This is a genomic window from Streptomyces sp. NPDC001822, assembly GCF_042892135.1.
In the GTDB taxonomy this organism is placed as follows: domain Bacteria; phylum Actinomycetota; class Actinomycetes; order Streptomycetales; family Streptomycetaceae; genus Streptomyces.
Window position 1 is genome coordinate 175260 of the sequence record NZ_JBIATW010000007.1, and the last position, 16238, is coordinate 191497.

The following is a 16238-nucleotide window of genomic DNA, read 5'->3' on the forward strand; positions in this document are numbered from 1 at the left end:
CCGTGCGTCACCTCTGCTTCAAGGGCGGACGAGTCAAGATTGCGAGCACCGGTGCAGAAGAAGCGGCCTCGGAGCAAGGACGGCACGCGCGAGGAGTCCGGGGCCCCGCCCCAGGCGGCGAGTGCCTCCAAGCGGACCGTACGAGTACGCAACCGGCTCGTCGCCGGTGTTGCCGTCGTGGGGATCACGGTCATCGCGGCGGGCGCCCCGGCGGCCCTGAGCGCCTCCTCCGACCTCAACGAGTCCCAACGGCTGGTCACGCTCGCCGCGCTGAACCAGCAGGCCATCACCCTCGCGCACTCCCTCGCGGACGAGCGTGACGGCGTCGTCGCCCACATCGCGGGAGGGCGCGACGAGGACGGGAAGGACGACACGGCGAGCCTCGCGGCCCGTGTCGACCAGCAGGTCGACGAGATCCGCGAGGCCGCTCCGGCCGCCCTGCGCCGCGAGCTCTCCGACATCCCCTCGCTGCGCCGCACCGCCCTGACGGGCAAGGGCTCTGCGGCGGAGGCCTATCAGGCGTACTCCGAGGTCGTGGCCAAGCTCCACGACCTCGCGGACGAACTCGCCGAGAAGACCCCGCCGCGCGCCGCCGACGCCACCAGGGCCCCGCTCGCTCTGGGCACGGCCGTCGAGCAGGCCTCCGCCACCCGGGGGCTCCTGCTGGCCGCACTCGCGGTGCCCGGCACGGAGCCGCAGCAGCCGCAGATCGACCCCTTCACCGGCCTGCCCGTCCAGACCCAGGACGAGAGCGGCGGCGAGGACGACCGCACACGCGACGAACTGAGCGCCGCCGCCCAGCAGGCCCGGGTGCGCGAACTCGCGGCCCTCGCCGACTTCGACCAGGCCGCCGGCCCCTCCGCCAGGGACCGGCTCGCCTCCACGGTCACCGGCCCCCAGGTCACCAGCGCGGAGAAGTACCTCACCCGGCTCACCGACAGCCCCGAGCTGTCGGGCACGGACCGGTCGGCCGACCCCGAGAAGGTCGAGGCGGCGCTCTCCGGCCGGATCGACCGCATGCGCAGCGTCGAGTCCGCCCTGGGAACCGCCCAGGTCGAGCGCCTGGAAGCGCTGCGCGACGACGACGTCACCGCGCTCGAACTCCGCCTGGCCCTGCTCGGCGGCTGCCTGCTCATCGCCGTGGGCGTCTCCACCGCCGTCGCCCGCACCCTCACCCAGCCCCTGGCCGTCCTGCGCATCGGCGCCGGCCGCATCGCCGCCGAGCCCGAGACCGCCGAGCCCGTCCGCTACACCGGGCGCAACGACGAGTTCGCCCAGGTCGTACGGTCCATCAACGCCCTGCACGGCAGGCTGCACGGGCTGCACCACGACGTCACCGGACGGCTGGAGAGCCTCCAGGCCGAGCGCGGGAAGCTCGTCGCGGGCCGGGAGGCCCTCACCGTCCAGCGCTCCGAACTCCAGGCGCAGATCGTGGAACTGAGCGCCCAGCTGGAGCGGCTGCGGAACACCGTCCACCACACCTTCGTCAACCTCTCGCTGCGCACCCTCGGCCTGGTCGAGCGCCAGCTCGGCGTGATCGAGGGCATGGAGGAGCGGGAGCAGGACCCGGAGCGCCTCGCCACGCTCTTCAAGCTGGACCACATGGCGACCGTGATGCGCCGGCACAGCGAGAACATGCTGGTCCTCGCGGGAGCCGACCACGGCCAGGGCCATGTGAACCCGATCCCGCTCGTCGACGTGCTGCGCGCCGCCGTCAGCGAGATCGAGCGGTACGAGCGGGTCACCATCCAGTCCCTGCCGCCGCACGCCCAGATCGCCGGCTTCGCCGCGGACGACCTGAGCCACCTGGTCGCCGAACTCCTGGAGAACGCGACGTCCTTCTCGCCGCCCGACTCCCATGTGGAGCTCTCCGGCTGGCTGCTGGAGACCGGGGAGGTGATGCTCTCGGTCCAGGACGAGGGCATCGGCATGTCGACGGTCCGGATGGGCGAACTCAATGCGAGGCTGGCGGACCCGGCGTCCTTCGAGGCCGGTGAACAGGCCGCGGACGGTGCGGGTCTGGGGCTTCAGGTGACGTCGCTGCTGGCCGCCCGCCACGGTGTACGGGTCGAGTTGCGCGAGCAGAAGGGGAGCGGGGTGACAGCGGTCGTGGTGCTTCCGCAGGCCCTGCTGCCCAAGGCCCCGCCGACCGCGGCCCCGCCGCCGGTCCAACTGCCGGGCGACGCGCCCACGCTGAACCTTCCCGGCTCGGTCGCCGAGGCCAACTCGAACGCACTGCCCGCCCGTTCCACCCCTCCGGACAGCGACCCGCTGATCGCCGCTGCCGAGGAGACCCTGCGCACGACGGTCACCGAGCCGGCCTCCGCCGAGCCGGCTCCCGAGGCGTCCGCCCCGGCCGGTCCCGCCCCGGCCGGTCCCGCTCCCGAGGCGTCCGCCGCCGAGGCGCCGGCACCGGACCGGCCGGCCGACGGTGCCGCGCCGGTGACAGGCAGCGGGTCCGCGCCCGAGGCGGCTCAGGAGGTCCCGCCGCGCGAGGAGTCCGAGGCCGAGACCACGATGCAGGTCCGGCTCCCGGTGCAGAAGGACGCGCCTGGTCCGTACGCCATAGGGCCCGACCGCCACGAGCGCAGCGCCGACGTCGCTCCGGGCGCCGCGGACGCCTCCCCGGCTCCCGCCGAGGACGCCGTTCCCGGCCCCCGGCAGCCGCTGTCCGGACTGGGGGAGGAGGTGCCCGACCCGGCACCCTCTCCCGAGCGTCTCACCGACAAGGGCCTGCCCAAGCGCACACCCAGGATCGCGGCGCCCGCACCGGCCGCGCCCGTAGCGCGTCCGGGAGGCATGGACAAGGAGGCCCTGCGCCGCCGGCTCGGCGGATTCCACCAGGGGGCGAAGGACGGCCGGCGCGACGTGGAGAGCGAGATCGCCGAGGACGACCCGCAGCAGGAGACCGACCACAAGGAGCTGACCGGCCGGACCGACGGCCGCATCGATGAGACGGGGGACACAGTCGAGGAGGCACGCAGTTGACTGCACCCAGCACATTCGGGCTGAGTTCCGAGGCCCGTAACCTTCACTGGTTGCTGAGCAATCTCGTGGAGGAGGTGCCAGGGGTCCACTCGGTCACCGTCGTCTCGTCCGACGGGCTGATGCTGCTCTCCTCGGACCCCGGACTCGCGGCCGCCAAGGCGGCCGGAGGAAACCGCGGGCCCAAGGGATCCAGCGCCGACCTCGCCACCATCGTCTCGGGCATCGGGTCGCTCACGATCGGCGCCGCGAAACTGATGGACGGCGGCGGCGTCAAGCAGACGATGGTCGCGATGGACGAGGGAAGCGTCTTCGTCATGTCGATCAGCGACGGCTCCCTGCTCGGTGTGCACGCCAACCCCGACTGCGACATGAGCGTCGTCGCCTACCACATGGCGCTCTTCGTCGGCCGCGCCGGACACGTACTCACCCCCGAACTCCGCAGTGAGCTGCGCAAATCGATGGAGAGCGCCCAGTGACGTCAGCTGCTGAACCCGTGCGGAAACTGCCCGTCAGGGGTGCCGACCGCAAGGCCGCGCGGGTCCGCCCGTACTCCCTGACCGGTGGCCGCACCAGATTCGGCCACGTGCTGCTCGTCGAGACGTTCGTCGCCGCGCTGGAGGCGCCCGAGGAACGACGGGAGCTGACCAACGGCAATCTCGCCTCGCGGGTCATGCCCGAGCTGCGCGCCATCGTCGAACTCTGCCGCCGCATGCGTACGGTCGCGGAGATCTCGGCCCTGCTGAAGATGCCGCTCGGTGTGGTCCGGGTGCTGCTCAGCGACCTGGCCGACCAGGGAAAGATCCGCGTGTACGGGACCGGTCACGGCGCCGGTCAGCCCGACCGCGCACTGCTCGAAAGGGTTCTCAATGGACTCCGCCGTCTCTGAGGCGCCGCTCTTCACCCCCCGTCAGCCGGGCCCGCGCGAGCAGTCCGAGGAGTCCCCGCAGGACTGGCAGCTCGACCACACGCGTGCGCCGATCGCCACCAAGATCGTGGTCGCGGGCGGCTTCGGCGTGGGCAAGACGACCTTCGTCACCTCTCTCTCCGAGATAACCCCGCTGCAGACCGAAGCGCTGATGACACAGGCCAGCGAGGAGACCGACGACCTCACGGCCACGCCCGACAAGGTCACCACGACCGTCGCGATGGACTTCGGCCGTCTCACCCTCGACGACGACCTCGTCCTGTACGTCTTCGGCACGCCCGGTCAGCAGCGTTTCTGGTTCATGTGGGACGACCTCGTGCGCGGCGCGATCGGTGCGGTCGTCCTGGCCGACACCCGGCGCCTCGCCGACTGCTTCCCCGCGCTGGACTACTTCGAGAGCTGCGGTCTTCCGTACATCGTCGCCGTCAACCACTTCGAGGGAACGGAGGGGTTCGAGGAGGCGGACGTCCGGGAAGCCCTGTCCATTCCGCAGCACGTACCTGTTGTGATCATGGATGCGCGTAACAGGATCACGGTGGTCGAGTCCCTGCTCGCCCTGGTGGGCCACGCACTCGACGTCACTCCCGAGTAACCGTCAACGCACCCAGCACACGTAACGGAGAACCACGATGCGGAAGATACTCATAGTCGGAGCCGGCCAGTCCGGGCTTCAGCTGGCTCTCGGACTGCAGTCCAACGGTTACGAAGTCACCCTGATGTCCAACCGCACGGCGGACGAGATCCGGTCGGGCCGCGTCATGTCGACGCAGTGCATGTTCGAGACGGCTCTCCAGCACGAGCGCGACCTCCAGCTCAACTTCTGGGAGTCGCAGGCCCCGCGGATCGACGGCCTCGGTGTCTCGGTCGCCGGGCCCGACTCCTCCCGCGTGATCGACTGGGTGGGCAAGCTCGACGGGTACGCGCAGTCGGTCGACCAGCGCGTGAAGATGGCCGGCTGGATGGACACCTTCGCCCAGCGCGGTGGCCAGCTCGTGATCCACGGTGCCGCCGTGTCCGACCTGGACTACTTCTCCCGCACGTACGACCTGGTGATGGTCTCGGCCGGCAAGGGCGAGCTCGTCTCCATGTTCGGCCGGGACGCGTCCCGTTCACCGTACGACGTCCCCCAGCGGGCGCTGGCCGTCGCGTACGTCCACGGCATGGGCCCGCGCCCGGAGCACCCGGACTTCGACGCGGTCCGCTGCAACCTGGTCCCGGGTGTCGGCGAGCTGTTCGTCATGCCGACCCTGACCACGTCGGGCCGGGCGGACATCCTGTTCTGGGAGGGCATCCCCGGCGGTCCGCTGGACGCGTTCCAGGGCATCAAGGATCCCTCGGAGCACCTGGCCAAGACGCTGGAGCTCATGGAGAAGTTCACCCCGTGGGAGTACGCGCGCGCCACCAAGGTCGAGCTCACCGACGCCAACGCGACGCTGGCGGGCCGGTACGCCCCGACCGTGCGCAAGCCCGTCGGCCGGCTGCCCGGCGGCGGTCTGGTGCTCGGGGTGGGCGACGTGGTCGTCGCCAACGACCCGATCACCGGGCAGGGTTCGAACACGGCGTCGAAGTGTGCGCACTCCTACCTGAACTCGATCCTCGAACACGGCGACCGCGAGTTCGACGAGGCGTTCATGGAAGCCACCTTCGAGCGGCACTGGGAGAACACCCAGCACGTCGTGAAGTGGACGAACGCGATGCTCGGCCCGCCGCCGGAGCACGTGCTGAACCTCATCGGCGCGGCCGGTCAGCTCCAGCCCGCCGCCGACCGGTTCGCCAACGGTTTCGACAATCCGGCTGACTTCGACAACTTCTTCTTCGAGCCGGAGAAGACGAACGCCTACCTGGGCTCGCTCACCGGCGCCCAGTAGAGGATCCGACCGCCGAGCCCTGCCCGCCCGCGGTCGCCCGTGAGCCGTTTCCGGACAGCTCACGGGCGACCGCGGGCGGAGCTGTCAGCTCGCCTGCGAGCGCCCCGTCACACGCTGCGTGTCCGTGGGCTCGGCGCCCGCTTCGTCGACGATCGCGTGCTCCATCACCGCGTTGCTCGACAGCAGGGTCCCGCTCGCGCCGTATGCCGTGTCCCGGATGAGGTAGCTGCGCGAGCCGAGGAACGTGAGGTCCTGCTTGTCGAAGACCCATTCGGTGCGGGCGCCGAAGGTCTTGTCGTCGCGGGCGATGCCCATGCCGTGGCGGCCGATGGCGTCGTGGGCCGTGGGGGCTTCGGTGACACCCGGAATGGCTGCGGCGGCCCGGTAGAGGGCGGCAGCGGTCTCGGGCGGCATCACCTCACCGACGAGGCCGCCGATCCGGTCGAAGACCGCCTGGTCGCGCTCCTGTCCCTTCACCTCGGGAGTCTTGGAGTACAGGTACGTGAGGAGCTTGTCCGGGTCGGAGGGCAGGGCGGCCAGCCAGCGGTAGGTGGGCCGGGTGAGGCCGGCCGGTGTGCCCTCGGTGTCGCCGAGTTCGGCGTTGACGACGGACGTCTCCCCGTCGGTCCTGACCACGCCGAGCTTGTGCTGCGGCCCGGGCTTCTGCGACGACCAGGTCTCGCGGTTCTCCAGGGGGCCGACCACGGCCTTCCCGCTGGTCAGGTCCGCGCCCCTGCCCTTGGACCTGGTGTACGTGAACTGGTCGTCCGCGACCGGCAGGGTGTCGCCCTTGAGCGCGGCGGTCGAGATCTGCTGCAGGAGTACCACGGCGGGCCGCGCCGTGCCGGTGGCCCGGACGGTGTCCGTGACCTGAGCGGTGGCGGGCTTGCTGCCGTCGGCGGTGAACGCGATACCCGCGGCGAGTACTCCGCCCAGGGCCAGTGCGGTGACCGGCAGGAGGACGGCGGGGCGCAGCCGCCGTCGGGCGGGGCCGGTGGCCTCGCGGCGGTTCTCGGTGGCCAGATCGTGGTCGATGTGCTGCATCAGGGATTCCTTGTGGCGCAGGTGCTGCTCGTGCGGAAGATCCCACCGGCCCGGGGCCGGCAGGAGCCGGGCGATCTCGTCGGCGTCGGTGCGACGGGGGGCCGAGGCGTCGTCGTTCTTCATGTCGTTTCCTCCCGCATGGGCAGGGCCGCGAGTGCGGCTTCACCTGTCATCTCTCCGTGGCGGGTGCCGGGTTCCGTCCGGGACGGAGTTTTTTCGTCGGCGAGCCTGGCGAGCCGGGCGCGGGCGCGCGAGAGGCGTGAGCGCACCGTCCCGACGGGGATGCCGAGCGCGTCGGCGGTCTGCTGGTAGTCGAGCCCGGACCACACGCACAGGGTCAGTACTTCCCTCTCGTGGCGCCGCAGCCGGTCGAGAGCGCCCTGTACGGCCTGGAGCCGGCGGGCGTCGTCGACGCGTCCGGCGACCTCACCGGCGAAGTCCGCGACCACGGGAGGCTGCCGCTGCCGGCCGAGGAAGGCGAGCCGGCGTCGCAGGCCGCGCCGGGCGTTCTCCGCCTTGTGGGTGGCGATCCCGAGAAGCCACGGGGTGAGCGCGCCCCCCTCGGGTTCCAGGTGCTCCCGTGCCCGCCACGCGGTCAGGAAGGTCTCGGACATGACGTCCTCGGCCGTCGCCCAGTCTGCGGTGAGCCACAGGGCGTGCCGGTAGACGGCGCCGGAGTGCTTCTCGTACAGCTCGGCGAACGCGTCACGGTCGCCCGCCCGTATCCGCGGGCGCAGCTCGTTCTCTGATTCCCTCACACCACTACCTCTCCGCCACGGCAGGGAAGTTCCTGTGACGCGCGCCACGGCCGCGGATCGCCAAGTGGAGAGGGGCGGGGCATCGGTGCACGGCGGATCAGCCGGGAAGGCGAAAGGGTACCTCGTGGAGGATTCCGGGCACCGCTCCCCGTCCCTGCGTGCAGGGGACCGGGTGGCACCTGCCGTCACCGGGGACGTGCGGGCCCGGTGCCACCGCCGTCCTTCTCAGGCCTCGGGTGCGTCGTACCCCGTGTCCGCGCCCGCCGTGGCGTCGTCGGGCAGCTCCGGCCGCGTGTAGGCGCTCAGCGGCGAGCCGTCCGGGTCCGGGCGGACCGCTCCCAGCAGCGGGTTCGAGGCGAGGGGTGAGACCTTCACCGTGGCGCCCGGTCTGGGTGCCTGCACCACCAGGCCGTCGCCGATGTACAGCGCGACGTGCGTGGCCTTCGGGAAGTAGACCACCAGGTCGCCGGGGCGCAGCGAGGAGACCGGCACGCGCGGCAGCTGCCGCCACTGCTCCTGAGAGGTGCGCGGGATCTCCCGCCCCGCCGCCGCCCAGGCCTGCGAGGTGAGCCCGGAGCAGTCGTACGACTCGGGGCCCTCCGCGCCCCAGACGTACGGCTTGCCGATCTGCTCGACGGCGTACCTGACGGCCTCCCCGCCCTCCCGGGTCGGCGGGCGGACCGAGCTGAGCGCTCCCGACGCGGTCAGCTCGTCCTGGGCCCTGTCGATGTTCTTCCGCTCCAGCGCCTCCAGCGCGGCCAGCTGTTCCTCCGACAGCGAGGCGAGCAGTGCCTCGATGCCCTTGAGCCGGGCCCGCACGGTGTCGTGCTGCTTCTTCTGCCGTGCGACCAGCACCTTCTGCCGGTCGCGGAGCGCGCGTGACCGGGCGGCGAGCGCCTCGGCGTGCTTCTCCGCCCCGGTCAGCCGGTCGACCGCGGCGGCCCGTCCCGCCTGGACCCGCTCGATGACGTGGCTCTGTTCCAGGGCCTGGGCCGGGTCGGCGGCGAGCAGCAGTCGCAGATACACGGAGAAGCCGGTGTCCCCCTGGTACTGGTCGCGCGCGATCCGGCCCGCCTCGCGGCGTCCCGAGTCCAGCGCGCTGCGTGCCCCGGCGAGCCGGCCGTCCAGTCTCGCCGCCTCGGCGGTGCGCTTCCTGAGCTCCTCGGAGGTGCCGGTGTAGAGCTCACCGGCCTCCTCGGCGCCCTGGTAGAGCGTCTGGAGCTGCCGGAGGAGTCCGGCAACGCCCTGCGGTGCGCCGGCGGCCGGGGCGGGTTCGGGTCCCGCGGGTTCCGCGATCGCGGGGGAGGCCGTGAAGACCGCGGCCAGCGTCGCTGCGCAGAGGATCCGCGCGTACCTGCGTGCCACGTCATCACCTCCGGTGAGGGGGCGATGCCGATTAATCGGACTACCCCACAAGTGCTCGGATCTGGTCCATCCGGTCACTCGGTGCCGTGTGATGCAAGGACCGCCCGGCATGCCGCCGGATGGATGCCCCGAACGGTGGACGGCGGGACGTCACCGGGGAGTCACTCCACGGGGAACGCGTAGAAGGCCCGTTCGCGCTGGACGACGGCCGTCCTCCCGGTGGCCAGCACCCGGTACGGCGCGGTCACCGCCGGGCCCTTCGGGTCCTGCGCCCCGATGTCCTGGAACTTCCACAGACGCCGCCCGTCCGCCGCCGCGAACGCGGTCACCTGCGTGGCGTCCGCGGCGAACAGCGTCTTCCCGCCCGCGCCGACGGTCAGGACCGGGATGCCGCCGCCGAGCGGCACTTCGGTGGAACGCCTCCAGAGGAGCCGCCCGGTCGCCCGCTCGACCGCGCCGACCTCCTGGTTGCGGTTCGTGACGTGCAGCGCCGTCCCCGCCGGCACGGGGGTGCCGAAGACCGACGACGCCGTGCCGCTGAGGGTCCAGACCGGCTTGCCGCTCGCCGTGTCGAAGGCCTGCAGATCGTCACCGACCGCGCCGTACAGCCGCCCCTCCTCGTCGCCCGCGACCGCCCCGGCGGGGGCGAGGGCGCCGAACTGCCGGGCCCACAGGAGTTTCCCGGTGGCGCGGTCGAAGCCTCGGAAGAGTGCTCGCCCCTTGCCGGCGGCCACGTCCGCCGGGGTCAGCGTCGCGACGTCCTGGCGCACGACGACGTCGGCGTCACGGACCGCGGTCAGCCGGTAGACCGGGGTACCGGGCGCCCGCCCGGCGGGGACGGCGACGCGCCAGAGTTCCCTGCGCCGCACCACGTCGTACGCGAAGAACCAGGCCTTGGCGACCTGGACGTCCTTGCCGGGCTTCTTGCCCTTCTTCGGCTTCGGCGCCTTCACCGTGACGGTGTGGGACCCGGTGAACCAGACGACGTCGCCCGACCCGCCGGTGAGAGGGGCGGCCTTCATGCCGGGTACGCCCGTGAACTGGTCCACGAAGCGGACCCGGTGGACGACCCGCCCGTCCTCGGACGACAGCCACAGGAACTCGGTGGGGGTCGCCAGGAAGCAGAGGTCCTCGCCGGCGGCCCGTACGGTCTGGGCCCCGGCGGCGTCGGCACGCTGCCAGACCTCGCGCCCGGTCCGCAGGTCGACGGCGGTGGCCCCGGCCGTGTCCGTGAGCACCAGCAGCTCGTCCCGCCACACGCCCGCGGTGAGCGGAGCGGGCGCGTCGGCGGGCCGGTGGTACATCCAGCGGGGGACCGGCGCCTGGCCCGGGAGCGTGGGACGGGGCGCGGGCGCCGGCTTGTCGTCGGAGGCGGCCGCGTCGTCGCCGGAGCCCAGGGCGGCGACAGCGGTCCCGCCGAGCACCAGCCCGGCCACTCCTGTGCCGACGGCGGTGAGCAGGGCCCGCCGGCCGGTGACTGGGGCGGGTCCGGCGGCCGGAGGCGCGGCGGGCAGGGCGAGGGGCGCCGGAGCCACGGCCGGGTGGGCGTACGGATACTGCGGTGCGGGTGCGGGTGCGGGTGCGGGTGCGGGTGCGGCCGGCAGGGCGGGGGGCCTGTGCGGTACGGGCCCGGCCGCCTCGCGCGGGAGAGCCAGCTGGGTGGTGACCCGGTCCGTCTGCGGGCGTGTCACGGTCCCGAGGAAGCGGGTGATCCGGCTGTCCTCGCCCGCTGCCCCGGCTCCGGGGTCGTCCGGGGTCTCGTCCGGGGTCTCGTCCGGGGTCTCGTCCGGGGACGGGCCGACGGTGGCCTTCCCCGTGTCCGCCGTGTCCTCGCCCGGTTCCGCGGGCGGCTCCACGGAGCGGGCCCGCTCCGCCTGGTCCGACACGGCCGCCGCCAGCGGCCCCGGCAGCCAGCCGCCCCTGGCGAGGCCCGCGGCGCCCTCCAGCGCCAGCTCCGCCGCGACGGACCCCGCACTCGGCCGGACGGCCGGGTCCTTCGCCAGGCAGCCCGCGATCAGTGCACGCAACTCATCGGGCACGGAACCGAGTTCGGCCGAGCCGTGCGCGATCCGCGCAGCGGCCTCGTCGACGGGGCCGTCGGCCAGCGGAGTCGTCCCGGTCGCCGCGTACGCCAGGAGCAGGCCCAGGACGAACAGGTCGGAAGCGGGGCCCGCCTCCGCGCCCTCGATCTGCTCCGGCGTGAGGTAGCCGAGCCGTACGGAGAGCCGGCCGCCCTCCCCGGCCTCGGCCGCGACCGCCGCGCCGAGGGGCCCGAAGGCGGTCAGCCGGGGGCCGTCCTCGGCCAGGAGCACCGTCTCCGGCGCCAGGCCCTGGAGCACGCTGCCCGTGGCGTGCACCCGGGAGAGGGTCTCCGCCAGGCCGGCGCCCAGTATCCGCACGGCACGCTCCGGCAGGGGGCCGGCGAGGGCGATGGCCTCCGCGAGCGTCAGCGCGGGGACGTAGGCCGCCGCCGTCCACAGTCCCTCGTCGCCCGGCGGGGCGAGGGGAGGCTGGACCCAGCCCCCGGCCAGCCGCTCGGCGGTCCGCGCCTCGGCGACGAAACGGCGCCGGAACGCGGGCACGGCGGCCAGGGCGGGCCGCGCGGCGGTCACCACCGCGAGGCCGTCACCGTCCGCGCCACGGGTCAGGAAGTGCACCGCGCTCGCACGCTCCCGGAGGCGGGCCAGTGCGGTGTACGGGCCGAAGTGGCGTGGATCGTCCTGACGCAGCGCCTCCATGGCGCACCCCCCTTGTGACCGTCCTCGGCACGTGACCGCCGATCTTACGGCGAGCGGTCGCGCCCGGGCTCAGGACCCGCTCCGGGGCTTCTTCCAGGGCCACTTGGGCTGGAACCGCTCCCGTCCCCCGGGGGCGTACTCGTAGACCCAGCCGCGCTGCAGGCCGAGCCGCTTCGAGTATCCGGCCGGGACGCGCCGGTAGGCGTGGACGGTGGCGGGACCGCCGCCGGCGTCCGGCACCGGGACCTCGTACCACTTGGGCGGGTGGCCGGTCGGCCCGAGCAGGATGGGCAGCACCCGCCCGTCCAGGGGGCCGCCGCGGAAGGTCGTGTTCTCGCTTTTCACCGGGCCAGTCTGACCCAGGAGGCGTCAGACGGGCGGCAGCAGGTGCGCCGCGTGCCCCACGACGGGGACGATCAGCGAGGCCAGGCGTCCCGCCGGGCCGTCCGCGGTCTCCTGGGCCAGCAGCTCGGCCACCACGGTGGCGGTCTCCTCGTCCGAGGCGGCGGTGGCCGCGAGCAGGGCGATCAGATGATCGACCAGCCAGCCGCGCAGAGCGGCGGGCGAAGGGTGCTTCTCCTCGTCCAGCCAGATCAGGGACGCCGCCTCCACGGCGGCGATCCAGGTGCGCACCATCATCCGCAGCCGGGGCCCGGCGGGCTCCTGCCCCGGCCCGGAACCACGCCCCAGATGGAGCAGGATCTGCTCGGCGGCGGCCCTGCGCACCCCGTCCACGATCGTCGTCGTGCGCGAGGTCTCCGCCACGCTGCCGCCGCGCAGCAACGCGCTGAAACCGGCGTCGTGCTGGTCGACGAAACCGAGGTAGCGGTCCAGGACCCGGCTCACCCGCTCGGTGGGCGGTCCGGCGGCGGGCTCCGCGAAGCAGAGCGTGAGCTGTTCGGCGGCCGATCCGAGCGCTGCCTCGTACAACTGCTGCCTGCCGCCCGGGAAGTAGCGGTAGACGAGCGGGCGGGAGACCCCGGCCGCGGCCGCCACCTCGTCGATCGAGACGTCGTCCGGTGCCCGGTGCGCGAAGAGCGTGAGTGCCGCGCCGAGCAGTTGGGTGCGGCGCTCCTCGACACCGAGCCGTCGGTACGCGCGGGCCGGCGGTGCTGCGGGTGCGGAGGTCATACTCCGAAGCCTAAGCGCTCCCTCCGGAAGGGGGAGCGGCCTCAGGCCAGCAGACCCGAGCTCTTCCACAGCCTGCGCCCCACTCCGTTGAGGACCCCGATGTCGTCGAAGAAGTCGGTGAGCCGCTTCGCCCCCGTCTGCATGACCTCGGCCCGGTGTCCACTCGCCTTCACCTGGGCGACGGCCTCGTGGCGGTCCAGGCCGACGTGGTCGTACACCTGCGGGTTGACGAAGCAGACGGAGAAGACGCGGGCGGCCTCCCCGCAGCTCAGCCTGGTCATGCGGCGCTCCCAGGCGGGCGCGGTCACCATCTGGCGCCTCAACTCCTCGCGTGCGTAGCGCACATGGCGGGCCTCCTCGACGACGTGGATGCGGGTCACGCCGCGTACGAGCGACTGGACGCGCTCATCGGGGAAGGTGAGCCGCTGCATCCAGTCCAGGATCTCCTCGCCGAGCAGGGTCGCGGCGAAGGAACCGGGCGTGGTGGAGACCGTCTTCAGCACCCGCGCGAGGTTGTGGTAGCGCGCCGGCACCGGGTAGGCGGGGGCGCCGCCCCACTCGATCATGCGGGCGAACATCATCGAGTGCCGGCACTCGTCCGCTATCTCGGTGAGTGCGTAGCGGACGTGCTTGCTGGTCACGGACTTGTCGTAGATGTGCCGGACGAGCAGCTGCATGAGGATGATCTCGAACCAGATGCCGAGGGAGGCCAGCGAGGCCGCCTCGTGGCGGGCCAGCTCCATCCGCTGGTCCTCTGACATCTTCCGCCACAGCGGGGTGTCGTAGAGGGAGACCAGCTCGGGCGGCCAGAACCACTTGCCGTCCTCCACGGCGGAGTCCCAGTCGAGCTCGGTGTCCGGGTCGAAGGAGTGCTTGGCCGAGGCCTCCAGCAGCCGGGCGGCGACCTGTTCGCGGTCCTTGAGCGGGCCGAGCGCGTCGCGCAGGGCCTGGATGTCCTCGTCCGTCACTGTCGTCATGGCTGTGGGCCCCTCGCACCTGGGTTACCGGCGGTCGATTCTCTGCTCAGGATTATGAGACTGCCTGTCAGCAAGCCCGTCAATCCCTTGTGCGCGACTTGTTGACCGCGTGTCTACCAACGTGTGAACCTGCCAACTGACCGCAGCACCACGGAACATACGATCCTCGCCAGGCGAAGGAGCTGTCCGTGTCGACACACGACCTCTACATCACCCCGCCCCCGGCTCCGACCTGGCAGGTCCCTGCCAGCGGCGCCGCCCGGTTCAGCTGGGACTACGACGACGGCCGCGAACGCCTCCTCGCCCTCTACCAGAAGGGCAAGGACAAGCAGTGGGACGGCAACAAGCGCATCGACTGGAGTCTGGAGGTCGACCCCGCCGACCCCCTCGGCACCCCGGACGAGGCCCTCACCCTCTACGGCACGCCGCACTGGGCGAAGATGACCGAGCGGGACCGCGGTGAACTGCGCAAGCACTACACCTCCTGGCAGTTCAGCCAGTTCCTGCACGGGGAGCAGGGCGCCATGGTGTGCGCGGCCCGCATCGTCGAGTCGGTCCCCGACCTGGACGCGAAGTTCTACTCCGCCACCCAGACGATGGACGAGGCGCGGCACGCGGAGATCTACGGCCGCTTCCTGCACGAGAAGATCGGGATGCTCTACCCGGTCAACGACAACCTCCAGGGGCTGCTCGGCGACACCCTGCGCGACTCCCGCTGGGACATGCCCTACCTCGGCATGCAGGTGCTCATCGAAGGGCTCGCGCTGGCCGCGTTCGGAATGATCCGCGACACCACCACCCGCCCGCTCCCCAAGCAGATCCTCGCGTACGTCATGCAGGACGAGGCCCGCCACGTCGCCTTCGGCCGGATGGCGCTGCGCGACTACTACAAGCAGCTGAGCGACGCCGAACTGCGCGAGCGCGAGGAGTTCGTCATCGAGGGCTGCCACCTGATGCGCGACCGGCTCAGCGGAGTCGAGGTGCTGGAGAACTTCGGCATCGGCAAGCAGGAGGCCAAGGACCTCTCCGAGCACTCGGAGTACCTGCAGCTCTTCCGCAAGCTGCTCTTCAGCCGGATCGTCCCGTGCGTCAAGGACATCGGCCTCTGGGGCGAGCGGCTCCAGAAGGCCTACGTCGACATGGGCGTCTTCGAGCTGGGCGACTCGAACCTGGACCTCCTGATGGCCCAGGACGAGGAGATCGCCGAACAGCTCGACCGGGACCGCTTCGCGGTGGAGGAGCAGGCACGGGTGGCGGAGGTCGCCGACGCGATAGCGGAGGGCCGCGCGCAGGGGTGAGCGCCCCGGGGCGCCGGACGCGCAGGTCGCACACGCCGGACGCCCGGCCGGGAGCCGCGTCAGCGCCTCAGCCCAGCGCGGCCTCCAGGGCGCGCGCGATGCCCAGGAGCTCGGCGTCCGTACCCCGGTCGGTCACCAACTGCAGACCTACCGGGCAGCCGTCCGGTGTGAAGCCCGCGGGCAGGCTCGCCGCCGGGTGGCCGCTGAGGTTGAACGCCCAGGTCAGAGCCGTGGAGTAGACGTCGCCCGGACCGTCGTGCCCGTGCGGGCGGTTGGGGGTGACCGGGGTGAGCAGCAGGGGCGTGCGGGCGAAGAACGCGTCGAGGACCCGGTCGTTGGCGCCGCGCGGACGCGCCGCGGACGCCGGGCTGCCCGCGCGCACCGCCGCCCAGGCGGCGGCGGGGTCGAGCAGTTCGCAGGTCCCCGGCACCGGAAGGACCGCCCCCGCCGCCACCAGCCGGTCCACCGCTCTCCGCGTCACCCGGGCCACGTCCGGGTCGACGTCGGCGAAGCCCAGGTCCGGACTGAAGACGGCCGGGACCGGGAGCCGTGCGGGCCGCGGGGTGTATCCGTCGAGGACATGGCGCAGGTACACCTCCGCCCGCGCGGCCGAACCCGCGATCACGCCGGGGGACGCGAGCCCCGTGCGGTCGGGGGAGGGGAGCAGGCCCGTCGTGGTCCTGAGGCCGAACACCCCGCACCAGGCCGCCGGGATCCGCACCGATCCCGCACCGTCGGCGCCCGTCGCCAGCTCCGCCATGCCGGCCGCGACCGCCACGGCCGCACCCGCCGACGAACCGCCCGGAGTCCGGTCGGCACGCCAGGGATTGACCGTACGGCCGCGGGCCCCCTGCCCCCAGGTCTGCCAGTCCGTGCCGGGGCCGGGGACGGACGTGGCGCCTACCGGGATCCCGCCCGCCGCCATCAGGCGGCGGGCCGCGTACGAGCGGATGCCGGTGCGTCCCTTCACCGCGAACGGCAGCCCCGCGAGCGGGAGCCGGGCGGCGGACTCTGCCCGTGCGCGCGCCTCCTCGTGCCACACCTCGGTGAACGCGCACAGTTCCGGGTCGAGCAGGTCGATCCGGGCGAGAGCCGCTTCGAGGGGCGAGGTCATGGCACCCAGTCTCGTGCCGGCCAATCTCGTGC

General features: G+C 72.7%; 14 protein-coding genes. 6 read left to right on the forward strand and 8 right to left on the reverse strand.

The window, feature by feature from the left end:
- The first annotated feature begins 51 nt into the window (after window positions 1–51).
- The 5 genes from ACFYY2_RS18550 to ACFYY2_RS18570 are packed head-to-tail and all read left to right on the forward strand — an operon-like array spanning window position 52 to window position 5781.
- Window positions 52–2988 carry a nitrate- and nitrite sensing domain-containing protein gene (locus ACFYY2_RS18550; protein WP_388743828.1) on the forward strand — a complete coding sequence of 979 codons (2937 nt, stop codon included), beginning with the start codon at window positions 52–54 and terminating at the stop codon, window positions 2986–2988.
- Window positions 2985–3464 carry a roadblock/LC7 domain-containing protein gene (locus ACFYY2_RS18555; protein ID WP_388743830.1) on the forward strand — a complete coding sequence of 160 codons (480 nt, stop codon included), beginning with the start codon at window positions 2985–2987 and terminating at the stop codon, window positions 3462–3464. Before ACFYY2_RS18550 ends, ACFYY2_RS18555 begins: the two co-directional genes overlap by 4 nt.
- The gene (locus ACFYY2_RS18560; protein WP_145803226.1) at window positions 3461–3874 is read left to right on the forward strand and encodes a DUF742 domain-containing protein; all 414 of its coding nucleotides are present in this window, start codon (window positions 3461–3463) and stop codon (window positions 3872–3874) included. The genes ACFYY2_RS18555 and ACFYY2_RS18560 overlap by 4 nt, the downstream gene beginning before the upstream one ends.
- Entirely contained in the window at window positions 3855–4505 is a 651-nt protein-coding gene (locus ACFYY2_RS18565; protein ID WP_388743833.1) for an ATP/GTP-binding protein, read from the forward strand. Before ACFYY2_RS18560 ends, ACFYY2_RS18565 begins: the two co-directional genes overlap by 20 nt.
- Window positions 4506–4542: 37 nt before the next feature.
- Entirely contained in the window at window positions 4543–5781 is a 1239-nt protein-coding gene (locus tag ACFYY2_RS18570) for a styrene monooxygenase/indole monooxygenase family protein (protein WP_388743836.1), read from the forward strand.
- A gap of 84 nt (window positions 5782–5865) precedes the next feature.
- On the opposite strand, the gene ACFYY2_RS18575 is transcribed toward ACFYY2_RS18570, so the two are convergent.
- The 7 genes from ACFYY2_RS18575 to ACFYY2_RS18605 all read right to left on the reverse strand — a co-directional run bounded on the left by ACFYY2_RS18575 (window position 5866) and on the right by ACFYY2_RS18605 (window position 13794).
- Window positions 5866–6948 (reverse strand): CU044_5270 family protein, encoded by a 1083-nt coding sequence (locus ACFYY2_RS18575; protein ID WP_388743839.1) that lies wholly within the window; start codon window positions 6946–6948, stop codon window positions 5866–5868.
- On the reverse strand, window positions 6945–7583 hold the full coding sequence (locus ACFYY2_RS18580; RefSeq protein WP_388743841.1) for an RNA polymerase sigma factor: 639 nt from the start codon (window positions 7581–7583) through the stop codon (window positions 6945–6947). The genes ACFYY2_RS18575 and ACFYY2_RS18580 overlap by 4 nt, the downstream gene beginning before the upstream one ends.
- A gap of 225 nt (window positions 7584–7808) precedes the next feature.
- Window positions 7809–8948 carry an NlpC/P60 family protein gene (locus ACFYY2_RS18585; RefSeq protein WP_388743843.1) on the reverse strand — a complete coding sequence of 380 codons (1140 nt, stop codon included), beginning with the start codon at window positions 8946–8948 and terminating at the stop codon, window positions 7809–7811.
- A 161-nt stretch (window positions 8949–9109) separates the two neighbouring features.
- Complete coding sequence (locus ACFYY2_RS18590; RefSeq protein WP_388743845.1) at window positions 9110–11686, reverse strand: PQQ-binding-like beta-propeller repeat protein; 2577 nt, start codon at window positions 11684–11686, stop codon at window positions 9110–9112.
- A 69-nt stretch (window positions 11687–11755) separates the two neighbouring features.
- Window positions 11756–12031, reverse strand: coding sequence for a hypothetical protein (locus ACFYY2_RS18595; protein WP_388743847.1), 276 nt, complete (start codon window positions 12029–12031; stop codon window positions 11756–11758).
- 24 nt (window positions 12032–12055) lie between these two features.
- Entirely contained in the window at window positions 12056–12817 is a 762-nt protein-coding gene (locus ACFYY2_RS18600) for a TetR/AcrR family transcriptional regulator (protein WP_388743850.1), read from the reverse strand.
- A gap of 41 nt (window positions 12818–12858) precedes the next feature.
- Window positions 12859–13794: a diiron oxygenase gene (locus tag ACFYY2_RS18605; protein ID WP_388743853.1), complete on the reverse strand. Its 936-nt coding sequence runs from the start codon at window positions 13792–13794 to the stop codon at window positions 12859–12861.
- A gap of 188 nt (window positions 13795–13982) precedes the next feature.
- Between ACFYY2_RS18605 and ACFYY2_RS18610 the strand changes: the two genes are divergently transcribed.
- A complete protein-coding gene (locus tag ACFYY2_RS18610; RefSeq protein ID WP_388743855.1) occupies window positions 13983–15092 on the forward strand; it encodes a ferritin-like domain-containing protein in 1110 nt (369 codons plus the stop codon).
- Window positions 15093–15159: 67 nt separating this feature from the next.
- Here ACFYY2_RS18610 and ACFYY2_RS18615 read toward each other — a convergent pair whose 3' ends face one another.
- Window positions 15160–16206, reverse strand: coding sequence for an amidase family protein (locus tag ACFYY2_RS18615; protein WP_388743857.1), 1047 nt, complete (start codon window positions 16204–16206; stop codon window positions 15160–15162).
- Window positions 16207–16238 lie beyond the last annotated feature (32 nt).